This window comes from Longimonas halophila (assembly GCF_002554705.1).
In the GTDB taxonomy this organism is placed as follows: domain Bacteria; phylum Bacteroidota; class Rhodothermia; order Rhodothermales; family Salinibacteraceae; genus Longimonas; species Longimonas halophila.
In genome coordinates this window covers 148,934-163,899 of sequence record NZ_PDEP01000002.1, presented here as the reverse complement: position 1 = coordinate 163,899, position 14,966 = coordinate 148,934, and the positions used below count along the sequence as shown (strand labels likewise).

The 14,966-nt window shown below is 58.5% G+C and carries 13 protein-coding genes and 1 pseudogene; 2 read left to right on the top strand and 12 right to left on the bottom strand.

All coding sequences use genetic code 11. The annotated features are described in order from the left end of the window. Positions 1–139: 139 nt before the first annotated feature. Complete coding sequence (locus CRI93_RS03185) at positions 140–2,740, top strand: efflux RND transporter permease subunit (protein WP_098061170.1); 2,601 nt, start codon at positions 140–142, stop codon at positions 2,738–2,740. 33 nt (positions 2,741–2,773) lie between these two features. On the opposite strand, the gene CRI93_RS03180 is transcribed toward CRI93_RS03185, so the two are convergent. Further along, positions 2,774–3,481, bottom strand: coding sequence for a PPC domain-containing protein (locus CRI93_RS03180; RefSeq protein ID WP_098061169.1), 708 nt, complete (start codon positions 3,479–3,481; stop codon positions 2,774–2,776). A gap of 165 nt (positions 3,482–3,646) precedes the next feature. Continuing rightward, on the bottom strand, positions 3,647–4,669 hold the full coding sequence (locus tag CRI93_RS03175) for a cation diffusion facilitator family transporter (RefSeq protein ID WP_141491540.1): 1,023 nt from the start codon (positions 4,667–4,669) through the stop codon (positions 3,647–3,649). A 218-nt stretch (positions 4,670–4,887) separates the two neighbouring features. On the opposite strand from CRI93_RS03175, the gene CRI93_RS03170 reads away from it, so the two are divergent. Then, entirely contained in the window at positions 4,888–9,189 is a 4,302-nt protein-coding gene (locus CRI93_RS03170) for a two-component regulator propeller domain-containing protein (protein WP_098061167.1), read from the top strand. A gap of 22 nt (positions 9,190–9,211) precedes the next feature. On the opposite strand, the gene CRI93_RS03165 is transcribed toward CRI93_RS03170, so the two are convergent. The 10 genes and pseudogenes from CRI93_RS03165 to CRI93_RS03115 form a co-directional block, all read right to left on the bottom strand. Further along, on the bottom strand, positions 9,212–9,847 hold the full coding sequence (locus tag CRI93_RS03165; protein ID WP_141491539.1) for a hypothetical protein: 636 nt from the start codon (positions 9,845–9,847) through the stop codon (positions 9,212–9,214). 37 nt (positions 9,848–9,884) lie between these two features. After that, on the bottom strand, positions 9,885–10,286 hold the full coding sequence (locus CRI93_RS03160) for a hypothetical protein (RefSeq protein ID WP_098061165.1): 402 nt from the start codon (positions 10,284–10,286) through the stop codon (positions 9,885–9,887). A 57-nt stretch (positions 10,287–10,343) separates the two neighbouring features. After that, complete coding sequence (locus tag CRI93_RS03155; RefSeq protein ID WP_098061164.1) at positions 10,344–10,748, bottom strand: hypothetical protein; 405 nt, start codon at positions 10,746–10,748, stop codon at positions 10,344–10,346. Between the two features lie 711 nt (positions 10,749–11,459). Continuing rightward, entirely contained in the window at positions 11,460–12,002 is a 543-nt protein-coding gene (locus tag CRI93_RS03150; protein ID WP_098061163.1) for an OsmC family protein, read from the bottom strand. Between the two features lie 231 nt (positions 12,003–12,233). Beyond that, positions 12,234–12,383, bottom strand: a pseudogene (locus CRI93_RS03145) (DUF4160 domain-containing protein); the annotation flags it as partial. Continuing rightward, positions 12,376–12,657, bottom strand: a complete 282-nt coding sequence (locus CRI93_RS03140; protein WP_098061161.1) for a DUF2442 domain-containing protein — start codon at positions 12,655–12,657, stop codon at positions 12,376–12,378. The pseudogene CRI93_RS03145 and the gene CRI93_RS03140, both read right to left, overlap by 8 nt. Before the next feature lie 192 nt (positions 12,658–12,849). Beyond that, on the bottom strand, positions 12,850–13,245 hold the full coding sequence (locus CRI93_RS03135; RefSeq protein ID WP_098061160.1) for a type II toxin-antitoxin system VapC family toxin: 396 nt from the start codon (positions 13,243–13,245) through the stop codon (positions 12,850–12,852). Then, positions 13,242–13,472 carry a type II toxin-antitoxin system Phd/YefM family antitoxin gene (locus CRI93_RS03130; protein ID WP_098061159.1) on the bottom strand — a complete coding sequence of 77 codons (231 nt, stop codon included), beginning with the start codon at positions 13,470–13,472 and terminating at the stop codon, positions 13,242–13,244. The genes CRI93_RS03135 and CRI93_RS03130 overlap by 4 nt, the downstream gene beginning before the upstream one ends. Positions 13,473–14,011: 539 nt before the next feature. Next, positions 14,012–14,362 (bottom strand): hypothetical protein, encoded by a 351-nt coding sequence (locus CRI93_RS03120; RefSeq protein ID WP_098061157.1) that lies wholly within the window; start codon positions 14,360–14,362, stop codon positions 14,012–14,014. 47 nt (positions 14,363–14,409) lie between these two features. After that, positions 14,410–14,844 carry a hypothetical protein gene (locus CRI93_RS03115; RefSeq protein ID WP_098061156.1) on the bottom strand — a complete coding sequence of 145 codons (435 nt, stop codon included), beginning with the start codon at positions 14,842–14,844 and terminating at the stop codon, positions 14,410–14,412. Positions 14,845–14,966: the final 122 nt, after the last annotated feature.

Here is a 14,966-nt window from a genome sequence, read left to right as displayed (position 1 = left end):
TGCGTATGACCCTGTTGCAGCTATGGCGTACAGCTATACTGCGCTCGGGGTGTTATTCTTGAGGTACGCCTCTTTTGAGCGCGAGGGCTCCCCACTGTACCTGCGTTCCCGCTTTGTTGAAAGTGATTGATATTGTGCTATGAGTCGACTTTTTCGTGCGCTTCGTCCGTTTATTGATTGCGTAGTGCACTATGCAGGGTGGGTCGTGGCCGGAGCCGTTCTGCTCTCGGCAATGGGTGCGTTCTACGCACAGCACCTGCGCATCGATACCGACTTTGCGAAGCTCATTCCGAGCGACTACGACAGCGTGCAGGCGCTCGAACGCCTGCGGGAAACGGTAGGGGGCGAAAGCGACGTAGCCGTGGGGATTCAGAGTCCCTCGTTCGAAGCCAACAAAACCTTCGCCGAGGCGCTTATTCCACAGGCGCTCGACCTGACCAACGATAACGGAGAGCCGTATCTGTCGCGCGTTGAGTTTCAGCGCGACACGGAGTTTCTGGAAGACAACGCCCTCTACTTCGCTTCTACCGAGGAGCTCGATCGCGTCGAATCCTTTCTGGATGAGACCATTGAGCAGGCCAAACTTGAAGCCAACCCCTTCTATTTCGATGTGGAGGACGACGACGATACGGCCTCCGATGACGATGGCGCAGAGCTCGAAGCCATGTACAACCGGCTGATTGGTACTGAGTATCCGATCTCGGACGATAGTACCACCATGGTCGTCCGCTTCTATCCGACGAGCACAAACACGGACATCGGGTCGACGCGGGCCCTCTACGATACGCTCGACAGCCTCGTGGCCGAGATGGAGCCTGCAACGTATCAGGCCGATATGGAGGTGACGCTGGCTGGGCGCGTCTACCGGCAGTTCACCGAGATTCAGACGATTCAGAACGATGTGGCCAGCTCGTTTGGGGTGGGCGTAGGTGTGCTGCTGCTCTTTGTGATGCTCTACTTCATGTACAAGTCGTACAGCGCTCGCGTGGGCCGCACGCTAAACGGACGGGTGCTGGCCAGTGAGATGATGCGGGCCCCGATCATGGCGCTCATCATTGCTCTTCCTCTGCTCATGAGTTTGCTCTGGACGGGCGGGGTGGCGTATCTGACGTTTGGTACGCTTAACCTGATGACCTCTACACTTGGACTGGTTCTGTTTGGGCTGGGCATCGACTTTGGTATCCATTTTTACGGTCGGTATGCCGAGGAGCGCGGCGGCGGGGCACGCATTACCGAGGCCATTGAAACCACATTCGAGAGTACCGGGCAGGCCATTACCATTGGCGCGCTCACAACGGCGGGCGCACTGTTTGTTTTGGGGGTGGCCGATTTTAAGGGATTCAGCGAGTTTGGCGTCATTGCGGGCACGGGGGTGCTGTTTGCCCTGTTGGCGATGACGGTGGTGATGCCCGCCATGCTCACCGTGCTGGAGCGCCTCTCGCTCATTGACCTGCGCGGGCAGAACGCTGCGGCCCAGGCTGCGGTCGATATCGACACACGCCGGTATCCAGCAGCACGTCCCATTGTAGCAGCCAGTGCACTTGCGGTTGTCGCCGCACTGGCGCTGCTTCCACAGGCCGAGTTTGAGTACGACTTTGGTACGCTGGAGCCGGAATATGAGGCGTATGAGGAGCGCGCTGATGTCATTGATGAGGTGAACACGGGCGATGGGGATCGCCGCAACCCGGCGTACATTGTGGCGGATACGCAGGCCGATGTGCCGCGCATTGTGAACGCGCTGCGCGAGAAAGCCCAGGACTCCACCTCCACGATTTTAGCTGTTGAAAGCCTGCAGGAGCGCTTTCCGATTACTGACACCACCCAGCAGGCGAAGCTCGACCGCATTGCATCCATTCGCGAAACGGTCAACGAAAACCGGTACCTGCGCGACGATACCTCCGACGACATGCAGAAGCTGCGCCGCGCCGCGCAGACACGCGCGCCCATTCCGCTCGATAGCGTGCCCGACTTTCTGCGTGAGCAGTTTACCACCCGCGACGGCGAGCTGGGCCGCTTCGTGATGGTGTACCCAAGCGTGGGGCTCTCGGACGGACGTAACTCCATGGCGTTTGCCGAAGAGGTGGGCACCGTTGTGCTCGATGACGGCACGACCTACCACGCAGGCTCCACCTCAATTGTGGCTGCCGACATGCTGCGCCTGATGCAGGCAGAAGCGCCCTACATGATCGGCGCGACCTTCCTAATCGTGATGGTGCTCATGTACGTCAACTTTGGACGCGTGCGCTGGGCGGCGCTGGCGCTCATCCCACTGATCGTGGGCGTGCTCTGGATGCTGCTCATCATGCAGATCTTTGACCTGCGTCTCAACTTCTACAACATGGTAGTGCTGCCTGCGGTGCTGGGCATCGGCAACGATGCGGGCGTGCATCTGGTGCATCGGTATCGCGAAGAGGGCTTCGGGCGCATCTGGCCTGTGTTGCGATCAACGGGCGAGCACGTAACCATCGGCTCGCTCACCACCATCATCGGGTTTGGGGGGCTGTTGCTGAGCTTTCATCCCGGACTCCGATCCATTGGGTTGCTTGCGGTAGTGGGCATCGGGGCCACGCTGTTGGCGGCGCTTACCTTCTTGCCTGCGCTGTGGCAGTGGTTCGAAGATCGAGGTGGCCTGTGGACTGACCGGGAGCGCTCGAATGCCAAAAACGGACAGACCGACACTGTACATGAAACGCCCGCACCGGCCTCTGCCCCCGAAGCGGCATCGTCCAATGCGGGCTAATCCGTCTCAGCATGTTGAGAGCCGTGTGGGCTCCTACTCATCGGGGGTGATGATGCGCACGTCATAGGCCCCTGTTTCGCCCTCGCTGTACGTGGTCACGTCAACCTGCCACGTGCCGCCGTCGCCCGGGAGATCTTCCACGCGTGAGAGGCGATACGAACTCTCTGACGAACCATAGTCGTCATTGCGCCACGCTTCGCCGTCAGGGGAGACGACGCGCAGGTAGCCGTCAAAGCCCAGCGCGCGCAGCTCTACGGTGAATGGTCCATCCGGGACATCCATTGTGAGCGAGTCAAAGTACTCGCCTTTGATAGATTGATCGTCTTCGGGGTCAAGGCGCCCACTGACCTCCTGTATCACCTCGTAGGTGGTGCGGTCAACCGTCACAGTATAGTCGCCGCTATCGCCCGATGAGTATGCGCTGGCCCAGATTTCGTACTCGCCGTCTACAGGGGCGTTAAAGGTGACCTGAGAGACATCACAGCAATCCCCGAAGTCGTCATTTTCATAGGTTTCTCCATTCGGGGCCTGCACGAGCAGGTACGTGTCAAAGTCGTCGGTGGGGGCCTCCATGCGAACCGTGATCTCTTCGCTGGCCTCGGCCGTAAAGGTATGCGTGTTGTAAGGAGTGCCGTTACTGCGGGAGGGCGCGTCTTCGGTGAGGGTGCCACTGTAGTCTTGAGCCACCGCTGGAGACACCAGCAGCAAGGCGATGAAGCAGAGGGATACGTAGCGAAGCATAGTACAATTCGAATAATCAGGGAGAGCAAACGAAGGGTGCCAAACCATCTGGGCAGGAGATCGGCATCCAGCAGACACAGAATACGGATGCCTTAGTTCACTAAACCTGCATGAGACATGGTTCGGTTTCATAATAGGATGCGCACATGTGAGACGCAAGCGGACTTATTCGGGAGACCCCGAGGCCGACAGCGTACATCCCTGAGCAGGTCCAGTGGGCAATGCGTCAGCATCAGTGCACCGACCATGCTCCAGCTCCAGCGTGGCATGATCGATAGCAAACTGATCGTGTAGCAGCGTCTTGATGCGCTGCTTGAGGCGGTCGAGCTCGTCCAATTCACGGATACCTTCCACGTCCACATGTGCCTCCAGCGCCACGCGATGCTCGTCGAGGCGCCACACGTGCACATGGTGCATGTTGCGGACGCCCGTAATGCGCTCGGTTGTTTCAATCAGGGCATCGATATCGAAACCACGGGGTGCGCTTTCCATGAGAATGGAGATGGTCTCGCGCAGCATGCCGTAGCTGTGCACCAGAATGTAGCCTGCAATTAGTGCGGTGAGTAGCGGATCCACAAACGTCCACCCATACTGTTGGATGAGCACGCCACCCGCCACCACCGCCACCGATCCCAGCGCATCGGCCACGATGTGCACGAACGCGCTTTTGATGTTCAGGCTGTCTTGCGCGGGCTTATGCAGCACAAACGCCGTAGCCACGTTTCCCACCAGGGTGGCCGCTCCAACCCATATCATGAGCGTGCCGTCGATCGATGTAGGAGCAAAGTAGCGCTGCCCGGCCTCAACCAGCAGGTACAGTGCAATGAGCACAAGCGTGAGCAGGTTGATGAACGCACCAATGAGTTCGGCCCGCTCGTATCCGAACGTACGGCGGGCATCTGCAGCACGGGTGGCAATCTTGCGCGCGACAAGCGAGGTACCCATCGACGCGGTGTCGCTCAGGTTGTGTGCGGCATCGGCCATAAGGGCCAGGCTGCCCGCCACGAATCCCGCTACAAACTCGGCAGCCGTGATGAGCGCGTTGAAAACGATAGCCAGCACCAGTCGCGTAGTGCCCACATCTGCATCCGGGCGGTGGCTGTGTCCGTGATTGCCGTGGTCGTGTGCATCCTCCTGGGAAGCCGAAGCCGAGTGCTTGGGGGAAGATAACGGGGCAGAATCAGGCATAATGGCATCCAACACGAGGACGAATAGCGGGCACAGCAGTGCAATGTATAACACAATCTAAACGGGTAGCCAAGCCCGCTGTTTTTGGCATATCCCTTGCGCAGTTCACGTGCCGATCTGGGCAATAAGTCGTTGTTTCTTGCAAACGTATGGTATTTATACAGGCTACTCAATATGTTGCAAAATGCCGAATCCTCCTATAGCAAAGCGGTCTGAGCATGCGATTTTTTCGCATCGTGTTGTATATGATGGGCCTTCTGCTGGCTGGTGTAACGACAGTTGGTGCCCAAGCAGGATATGCGCAAGAGCGCAGCGTTGTCGCAACTGCCGAGAGTCCGTCCATTCGCTTCCGTCGGCTCACGCTGGCCGATGGGCTTTCGCAGGGGCACATCCATGACATACTGCAAGACCGCCGGGGCTTTATGTGGTTTGCCACCGAGAGCGGACTGAATCGCTACGATGGGCACGACTTTAAGGTGTACGACCCCGATCCGTTTGGCGCCGCTTCGCTTTCGGATGGTACCGTGAACAGCTTGCACGAAGACCGAGATGGATTCATCTGGGTAGCTACGCGGTTTGGGGGACTGAACCGGCTCAACCCGGTTACGGATGCTGTTACGCATTTCCAGCACGACCCTGACACGCCCCATAGTCTGCGATCGGGGTCGGTAAACGCGGTGTTTGAAGATAGTCGCGGTGCTATCTGGGTGGGTATGGAGAACGGGTTGAGCCGCATGCACCCCGACCGGGTCGGGCACTTCACACACTACGAGCACGACCCGTCCGATACCCACAGCCTGAGCAACAACCGCATCCGGTCGATTCGGGAGGATGCCCAGGGACGCCTCTGGGTGGCTACGGCCAACGGACTCAACCGCATGGATCTGGATACGCCTGGCCGCTTTGAGCGTTACCTGCACGCGCCGGGGCCGCCCGATGCGGTAAGTCCGGTCCCCAAACACGTGCTGCATCATCAATACGTCTCTGAGCAGACGCCGGGGCGCATGTGGATCGGCTCTGAGGGCGGGCTCATCCAGTTTGATACCGAGCGCAGTGTGGTCGAGCGCGTCGCCCCACTCGCATCCGATCGTACCCAGCCCCGTGCGGTTATGAACGTAAGCCCCGACCCGGCAAATGCTGATGTGCTGTGGGTGGCTACACCTGGCACCGGGCTCATTCGTTTTCATGCGGATACGGGAGCCTTTACAAGCTATCGAAGTGCGCCTGCCGACCGTCACGGCCTGCTCGATCTGGCAAGTACTTATGTGTACACCAGTCGTTCAGGCGTGGTGTGGGTAGGTACCGGCGGAGCGGGTATCAACTCGTTTTATCCGCGTACGCTTGGCATTAAGCACTACCGGGCTGGGGGGGCGGGCCCGCTCCGACATCCGAACGTATGGGGCATGGGCGTGGCCCGCGACGGAGCCCTGTGGGTGGGTACCGACGAGGGATATCTGCACCGCATTGACTCAACCAGCACTGTGCGGGTGTGGCAGGCCGATCCAGACGACCCGCTGCAGCCTACGCAACCCGCAGCCACGGCGTACGACTTTGCCGAGCACCACGACGGCACGATGTGGATAGGCACCGGGCGCAGTCTGGATCGCTACGACCCCGACACTGGCCGCTTTCGTCATTACCGGCATGATGCCACCGACTCCAACAGCTTGAGCAGCCACAACATCAACGTGTTGCGGTACGACCGAGCAGGCACGCTGTGGATAGGCACCGTTGACGGACTCAACCGCTACAAGGAGGATACCGACAGCTTCCAGCGGTATATGCACACCCCGCCAGACGCCGACGGTACCGACTGGGTTGGAGACGTGATGGAAGATCAGCAGGGGCGGCTCTGGGTGGCGACCAGGCAGGGCGTGTGCCAGCTCGACCGTACTACGGGCACGTTCACGACCCACTACCATCATGACCCGAACGACCCGTCCACGCTCACAAAAGGGCGCTTTGGCTGGATTCATGAACGTCCAAGCGAGCCTGGCGTGCTCTGGGTATCGAGCCTCGACGGCGGTGGCCTCGACCGCCTGGACACAGAGAGCGGAGCCGTAACGCACTACACGACCAACACGGTGAATCTGCCCGACAACACCATCTACGCCATCTTGCCCGGTCCAGGTGAGGAACTATGGCTAAGTACCAATCACGGACTGGTCCGCTTCGATCCGGATACCCGGCCGCCGCATCGTCCGGTGCAGCAGTTTGGACTGGAGAGCGGACTGCAGAGCCTGGAGTTCAACCAGCACGCGGCGGTGCACCACAACGGGCGGCTCTACCTGGGCGGTGTGAACGGGTTGAATGTGTTTCGTCCCCGTGCCCTCGAAGGCAATGGCATTCCCCCACGCGTTGTGCTTACCGACTTGTACGTATCAAACGAACGCGTAGAGGCGGGGGCCGACGCGCCGTTGCCGCGTCCGCTTGCGCACACCGAGCAGATCGATCTGGCCCACGACCAGGACCCAATCACGATTGCGTTTTTAGCGCTGCATTTCAAGAATCCACAGCGCAACCGTTACCAGTATCAACTGGAAGGATACGATACCGATTGGGTCGACGCAGGCACGCGGCGCGAGGCGACCTACACCAACCTTCCGGCAGGCACGTACACCTTTCGCGTCCGCGCAGCTAACGCCGACGGCGTGTGGAGCGAGCAGGCTGCGGCGTTGCAGATGCATATTGCACCGCCGTGGTGGCGCACATGGATAGCATACGCGCTCTACGTAATGCTTATTGGGGGAGGCGTTGGGGGTGTGTTTTACATGCAGCGTCGACGCGCGCGCCGCTTGGAGGCCGCCGTCCACGACCGCACTCAGCAGGTGCGGGCCCAGAACGAGACGCTGGCCGAACAGGCCGACCGCCTGAAAGAGCTCAACGAAGCAAAGCGCCGGTTCTTCGCAAACGTGAGCCACGAGTTTCGTACGCCACTGACGCTGCTACTCGGACCCACACGCGATGCGCTCCAGCAACAGGCGCCGCTCGCCCCCGAGCGCGTGGAAATGGTGTACCGAAACGGCAAGCGGCTGCAGACGCTCATCAATCAGCTGCTCGATCTGAGCGCACTTGACGACGGACGCCTGGCTGCCGATCCGAAGTGGTATCGCCTGAGTGCGGTGGTGCACGCTGCGGCAGGTGTCTTTGCACCGCTGGCGGAGCGCAAGCAGCTCGCGTTCGAGATAGACACCCCAGCCGATCCGCTGTACGCCCACATCGACGCTGCCCATCTGCAGACGGCGATCCAAAATCTGGTGTCCAATGCGGTCAAGTACACGCCCACGGGAGGACGCGTTGCCGTGACGCTCTCGCCCGAGGACGGTCGGCAGTCGAGGAACGAAGCGAACGGAGCCGCTACGTTGCTCACGGCGCAGATTGTAGTGAGGGATACCGGGCCAGGCATCCCCAAAGACGAGCAGGAGCGTCTGTTCGACCGGTTTCAGCGTGGAGGCCGTGCCGCAGCACGCACCCAGGAAGGCTCGGGCATTGGACTGAGTCTGGCCCAGGAGCTGGTACACGCTAATAGCGGACAGATTCGTGTGGACAGCGCCCCCGATGCGGGGGCTACGTTTACCATTACGCTCCCGGCGCGACAGGCGCTTCCCAACGGCGCATCGGTAGCGCCCGTGCCGTCGCCCACCGGCGCCGACCCTGCCGAGGGCGCGGCCCTTGCCAAGGCGGCATCACCAACACCGACGGCGCCGCCCAACGACGAGGATCGCCCCGTGGTGTTGGTCGTCGACGACAACCCGGATGTGCGTCGCTATGTGCGCTCGGTGTTGGAGACGCCAGCGTCTGGAGATCCGGAAGGGGCCGAGCGCTTTGCCGTCATCGAGGCCGACAACGGAGCACGCGGACGCGACGCAGCACGCACGCATCTGCCCGACTGCATCGTGGCCGATGTGATGATGCCGGAAATGGATGGCTTCGAGATGGGACAGGAACTGATGCACGACCCGATGACGGCAGGCATCCCCCTGCTGTACCTGACAGCCCGCGCTCGCCCTCAAGACGAAATCGATGGGTTGGATGTGGGGGCCGACGCGTATCTGGTAAAGCCGTTTGAGCAGCGCGTGCTGCGCGCACGGGTGCAAAGCCTCATTCAGAAGCGGATGCGCCTGCGCTCGCTGTATGAAGAGGAGGCCGCGCCGGATACGCCTGCGGGCACGCCTTCAGACAATGAATCTGAAGAGAGCGCGTTTGCTGCAGATGTCATTCAGGTGATTCGGGCCAACCTGAATGATCCTGATTTTGGGGTGGCCGAGCTGGCAGATGCACTGTCCATCAGCCGGTCGCATCTATACCGGCGCTTGCGTGAAGCGGCCGACGAGACGCCAAGCGCGCTGATCCGAAACGAGCGTCTGAAGCAGGCTCGCGCGCTATTGCGTGCGCAGCAGGGGAACGTTTCGGAGGTCGCCTATGCGGTGGGATTCAACAGCCTCTCTCACTTTTCCACCTCGTTCCGCAAATACTACGATGCCCCTCCCTCCGAGGTAATTGCCCAGGCATCGGACTGACATCCAGAGTCCGCAACAACCATCAGGGACGGATGGTGATGCCAAGGCTTACCGCCGGACGCGTACTTCCGCTGTCGCGTACGCGGCTGGGGGCGCGAAGGGGAATGTAGAGCTGCGCCCCGGCGCGCACAGCAAGCTGGCGCAAGAGGGTTACGTACAGCCCGGCATCCATTAACGCCGATCCAAGCGTGGCATCTCGAAACGAGACCCCGCTCTCGTCCAAGCAGCCATCCTCAGGGCGGCAGGGCCGTCCCTCCTGCGCATCTACATGGTACACGCCTCCACCCACCATCAGGTACGGGTTGATGCGTCGGTAAGGCTTGCGGAGCAGAACGCTTGCAGCAAACCCTACGGTGCTGACCTGCGGAGCCTTGCTGAACGAACTTGCGTCGCTGGGCGCATGCAGCCCATAGGCTTCGAACAGCGCACGGCGCGACAGTGCCGCCGGACGATACCCGATGCGCATGGCCACGCCATATCCCGTAATAGGCGCTACCGTGGCCGTGCCCTTCGACATTCGCATGAAGCTTCGCTCCACCGACACCTCCAGCGCACCCGGCGTACGGTCTGTTTGCACCGAATCCTCGGCTGTCGACTGCGCACTGGCTGGCATTACGAGTATGAAAAGCCCAGATGCGATAAGCAGTAGACGGAGCATGAGCGGTCGGAGTGCAAGAAAATGAAGCGCGTGCGGGCTACGCGAACGAACTGACCCAGAGCCCCGCAACGATAACAGCAACCATAAGCAGGAACGCCGCGACGTACGTCCAGGCTGTGGCCTGCACGAATCCATTGCGCGAAAACGCAAGATCGGCCTCGTCGTCGGAGTGCATCTTCGCATCGGGCATCTCCGCATCGGAGCCTGCTGGAACGGGCTTTGCGTCAACGTCCAAGATGTTGAGCGCCTGCTCGGCCTTGTGATCCAAGACGCGAAGCTTCACCCCTTCGGTCATTTGGAGGGGCGGATGCACATCGTCGGCGGTTATGAGGGCGAGGATGTCGTGATCTGCCAACTGTGTCTTGGCGATCTCCGCATCCTGACGATTTGCGTAGGTGGCAACGACCGTTGTTTCGCTGATAGATAGATCACGGGTCATGGTCCTTGGGCTCTGATTGTAAGAGTACGGGCCGATGAATCGGTGACGGAGGCTGCATTACGGAGCGTCTATGGTAAACGTATTGCTGACCGCAGAGCCAAGTTCATAGCGGTAGGTGCCTGGGGTAGCGTCTTCAGGGACAACCGGCTGGAACGTTTGGCGAGCGCCCGGCTCCACCTCAATGACCACGGTCAGGCAGCCTTGCTGTTGCCAGACCGCTTTCCAGCTGCCCAATACCTCTCGATACAGGCGCAGTGCACAGAGGCTGCCTACACGAAATGTGTCGTCAGAGCGGTTCTCAAGGTGCAGTTGCGCTGTGCTTCCCGCCGTATACGACGGCTGATCTGCAGTGAAGGCAACGGCTCCGTCTTCCGAAGCGCCAGCGAGGTCGCATCCACCAAAAAATATTGTAAGGAATAGTAGGACGTAGCACCGGCGAGCGAGATAAGCATACATGATCATGGTCACTCTCTTCGTTTGCCAGCGTACAGAAATAAACTACGCAACAATAAAACGTGGTTGCGATGGGTCTTGATGTTTTAAGTAAGTATAAAAAGAAGGGTCATTCAACATCAAGTAACGATTTTTATAAGAGCAGTGTAGTCTGCCGTCTTTGACCCGTGAGCGCCCTTGACCAACCATGCGCCAAGCAAGAAAGCTCCGGTCTTTCGTTAGCAGCAGTAGGATGCTATACGTCGTTGCTGTACGGACCGGATACACGGGTACCACTTCTGACAAAGCCCGTCGCCTACCTCTCGCGTGGCCACCCAGCGGTGCGGCTTCTCGCGACGAGCACCGTAGGAGCCATTCTGAAGCGCCACGGTCTTATCGAGCCAAAGCGCCGGCGGCGTCCGACACGGCATCCTGGAACTCCCACGCTACGAACCACCGCGGCGGTTGAACAAAGCAAAATAGACGCGGCTGTTCGGACGGGGCAGGACCGTTCCCCTGCGTCCCCCTGCAGCCGCCGGTTAGGCAGCCGTGGCATGGGCTCAGAACCTGTTTGGGTTTTGGTTTGACGGCGAGAGCGCGAGACGCTGAGGCGAAAATTGGACCCCAATCGAGGTTCGTAGCCGGGGCTACGGGCCGAGATTAGGGGCAATTTGCAGCCCAGCGGAGCCGCTCGGAGCCCAAAATGAGAAATCAAAACAGGTTCTCACAGATCGGGACGTGCTACGCGCCGTCGAAGCTCGTCTCAACTGGGACGCCTGAACGCAGCGTCTGTAAAACGACGCAACTGTGCTCGGCAGCGGCCAGGAGCTTCTGCATCACCTTCGGGTCGGTCCCCTCGACCGCCTCGATATCGACGTGACATCGCATGGTTTGGAACCCGACAGGGACGGTTCTCTCGACGAGCAATGTCCCTCGGACGTCCACGTCAGCCTCGACATCCACCTCAAGAGAGTTCAGCGTGACGCCAAGACGATCGGCGATCATCCGGATGGTTGAGTCCAGGCAGACGGCGAGGGCCGCACAAAGCACGTCTCCGGGATTCGGGGCATCGTGATGACCGCCGACGGCGCGATGGATGCCAAAGGGCCACGTAACACCGTAGTCTTCGCTCCCGGGTACGACGTGGCCGTGAAAGGGATCGGTATCGGTGCCCCCCGTAGTTCGCGCCTGGTCGGTGATAGCAGCCTCGCTGGGCGCATCCTTGTACCGCTCGCGCAAAGGGGCTTGCCGTTCCTGTACACTCGCTGTGTTGTGCTCAGTCATCGGTTTGTACCTGTTGGTTGTTGGATGTGGACGTACCGCGTGCTGGCATATGCTCTTCAGTGATACCGCACAACGGCAAAGCCCTGCGGCGAAGGCACCGGTAACCTATCAAGCAGGAACGAGAAGCGCCACTCGTTTCAGGCCCACCGAAAAGCCCTGCGCCCGTCATCCGCAGCAGCGTAGGGGAACCGCTTGCAGCCCAAAATAAGAAATCAAAACAGGTTCTCAGGCCCGACTCGGAAGCTCACCTGCCATCACATCCAACGTGTCAATCGTGATCAGCGCCTCGTCTCCGGCGTACTCGGCATGGAAGTGCGGTGGGTTGTGGTCGTCGTAGTACATCTTGATCCGCACCCCGTAGAACCGGCAAAGCTCAGGCATGGGCTGTCGACTTCAGTTTAGGAAAGGCCTCTTCGGGGGATTTGCCGGTCAGCTTTAGATACGTCGCATCCGGGCATAGCTCAACCTCCTCACTCCAGCGAATGGCTCCATCGTCGGCGATGCGGACGTTTTTCCATTTCTCCTCATCCTCCCAGAGTTTGAAAACGCCGCGCCCGACGAGGTGCGAGAGATCCACTTCGCCCTCCGAGCCGTCGGCATAGCGGATCCAGATGCGGTAATCCGCAAGTGCTTTGACTTCGAGGGGCTCAAACATGTGGACCAGCGGCTTTGGAAAATGAATCAAGGAAATAAACGCACCGCCTTGCAGACTCGTTTCCAGGCGCTATAACGGTCGAATTCACCTGTCTTGGGCAGCATTACCGTACGAATCATGCAACTGAAGCGCCATTGTGCGGAAATTGGCAACAGCCCACGGTCAGGTGCAATGTGGGGTTATAGCGCCTCTTTATTGCTGCTTCCAAACGAGATGGACTGGGTACTCCTCAAACGCGTCATCACGACCAACAACCATCATTTCCTCCGTAATTGCCTGTGCAATGATGAGCCAATCAAACAGATCTCGGTGGTGAAAAGGCATCTTCCGCTGCTCGTCCAGGTGCTCTGGCTCAACCTGGAGCACTTCAATAGCATTGCCTGTTACGTGCTGGCGGACGAGCCGCGTAAACGGAAGCGGTACGTCGAGCTTTCCGATACTCACCTTAATGGCCATCTCCCATAGGCTGGCTACGCTGAGATAGCGATCATTGTCTTCATCCTCGATTAGCTCTCTCCCATGGGAGCTCAGCCTGTCGCTTCCGCCGATAAACCAGAGCAATGTGTGGGTGTCCAGAAGAAGCTTCACAACGGCATGTAGTCTTCAAAATCGTCAAGGGGCGCGTCGAAGTCCTCGCTCATCCAGATCTCTCCTTCGGCGCTCCCAAACGTGGGACGCGGCTTCGACTGCGAGAGGGGGACAAGCTGGAAGGAAGCACCATCCCCGCGGGTGATCACCACTTCTTCTCCTTGGTCGGCCTCATCGATGAGGCGACGAAGCTGCTTCTCGGCGTCGTGAACACTGATCTTGCGCATGACTGTTCTTCTCGTTCAATCGTGGCAACACTGCAATTGAGATACGTTCCAACGGTGCGGTCGGTTCGAAATGACCCACGAGGCGCTATAACGGGAGAGCTCTGCGGCGGTGATTACGCCGCGCCTCGCGGTGAGCAACCGAGACGCAGCGGTCATTTCAAGGCGTACAACTACACCGTCCGGTGCAGCGCCTGGTTATGCGGCTCTAATCGAAGACTATTTGTTTTGTTGAGCATAGACTAGCAGCTTCCATCGTATAGGCCCTCGTCCCTGAGCATGCTGATGGTGATTTTGTGGGGGAAACGGGTTCCCTTTATTTGAAGCAATCTCGTCCCCACAGACGTCACATCGGTAAATCCCTGAATTTGGACAATTCTCCCCCGGCTTGTAAAGATTGTCATAAACAGACGAATTACCCTGATTAAGATGAGTTCTGTATTTGTACTGAGCCATAGTGACTTGATTTTGTTTTAAATTTGTTTTGAACCGCTAACTTTTTACGTATATCAGCTTGGGAATAGCTGTAGTCCCTAAGCCGATCAGCATTCCAGTTTAGGCACAACCCGACCGTTGATATCGAAGTACTTGTCGAACACACTGCTTCGGAAATCATCCATAACCTCTGACGTTTCCACGACATCGCTCGCTTCATCCAGGCGAGATATGAATCTGTTCAACCTGTCACGTTCCTCTACGCTCAGACTACATGTTCCGAGAACGGCAGAGGTGAGAGTGTCGAAGGCATAGCGCAGCCCTTCCTTGGCATCATGGAGACGACTTTGCTTGTAAAGATCAGCGTTTGCTTTCGGATGGCCGAAGCGCTTGACAGGAGCTCTTGTCTCGTAGGCGTGAGCATGCCGGACAAGCAACTCGTAAGACATTGATTTCATGAGGTCGGATGTGATTGAGAATTACAGCTAACGACTATTCGTCTTGCTTACCGAAAAAGCTTCTTGGGAAAAGAGTTATTGGGCACGGTTTTGCTCAACTCACCATTGCTGCCCTTCACTCGCAAACTTGACTTCGGTGGCATTTCAACCTTGATCCATTGTGTTCCGCCGTCAAGGTCAATTACCTGAAGGATCTGCTCTTCATTCAACGCACAGACAGTTTCGTCACCGCACACGAGGCAAATATAAGTGCTGTGACCAGCACTGATATCATCAGCCACCACCCCTACATCTTCCTTCTGAAATGTAAAAGACCACGGTGAGCTGCTCCCTTTTGTGTACTTGACGATTAAGCGTCGATCGTGATTGATTTGATAGTGTCCATACTTCGTAGTGGCTTTGTTAAGTGCCTTAAATGACTCGTGCTCAACTACTTGAGTCAAAGCCGCACCGTGGTATAGATCCTTTTCTTGTGTCTTCATAGACTAAGTCAATTGAGTGGTAGGTGAAGGTGCATAACCTATACTTATGTCAACAAAGTGGGCATAGCACGTTATGGCATGCGGGGCGAATGGGTCGTGCTGGTGACGCGTGTGATGTCTAT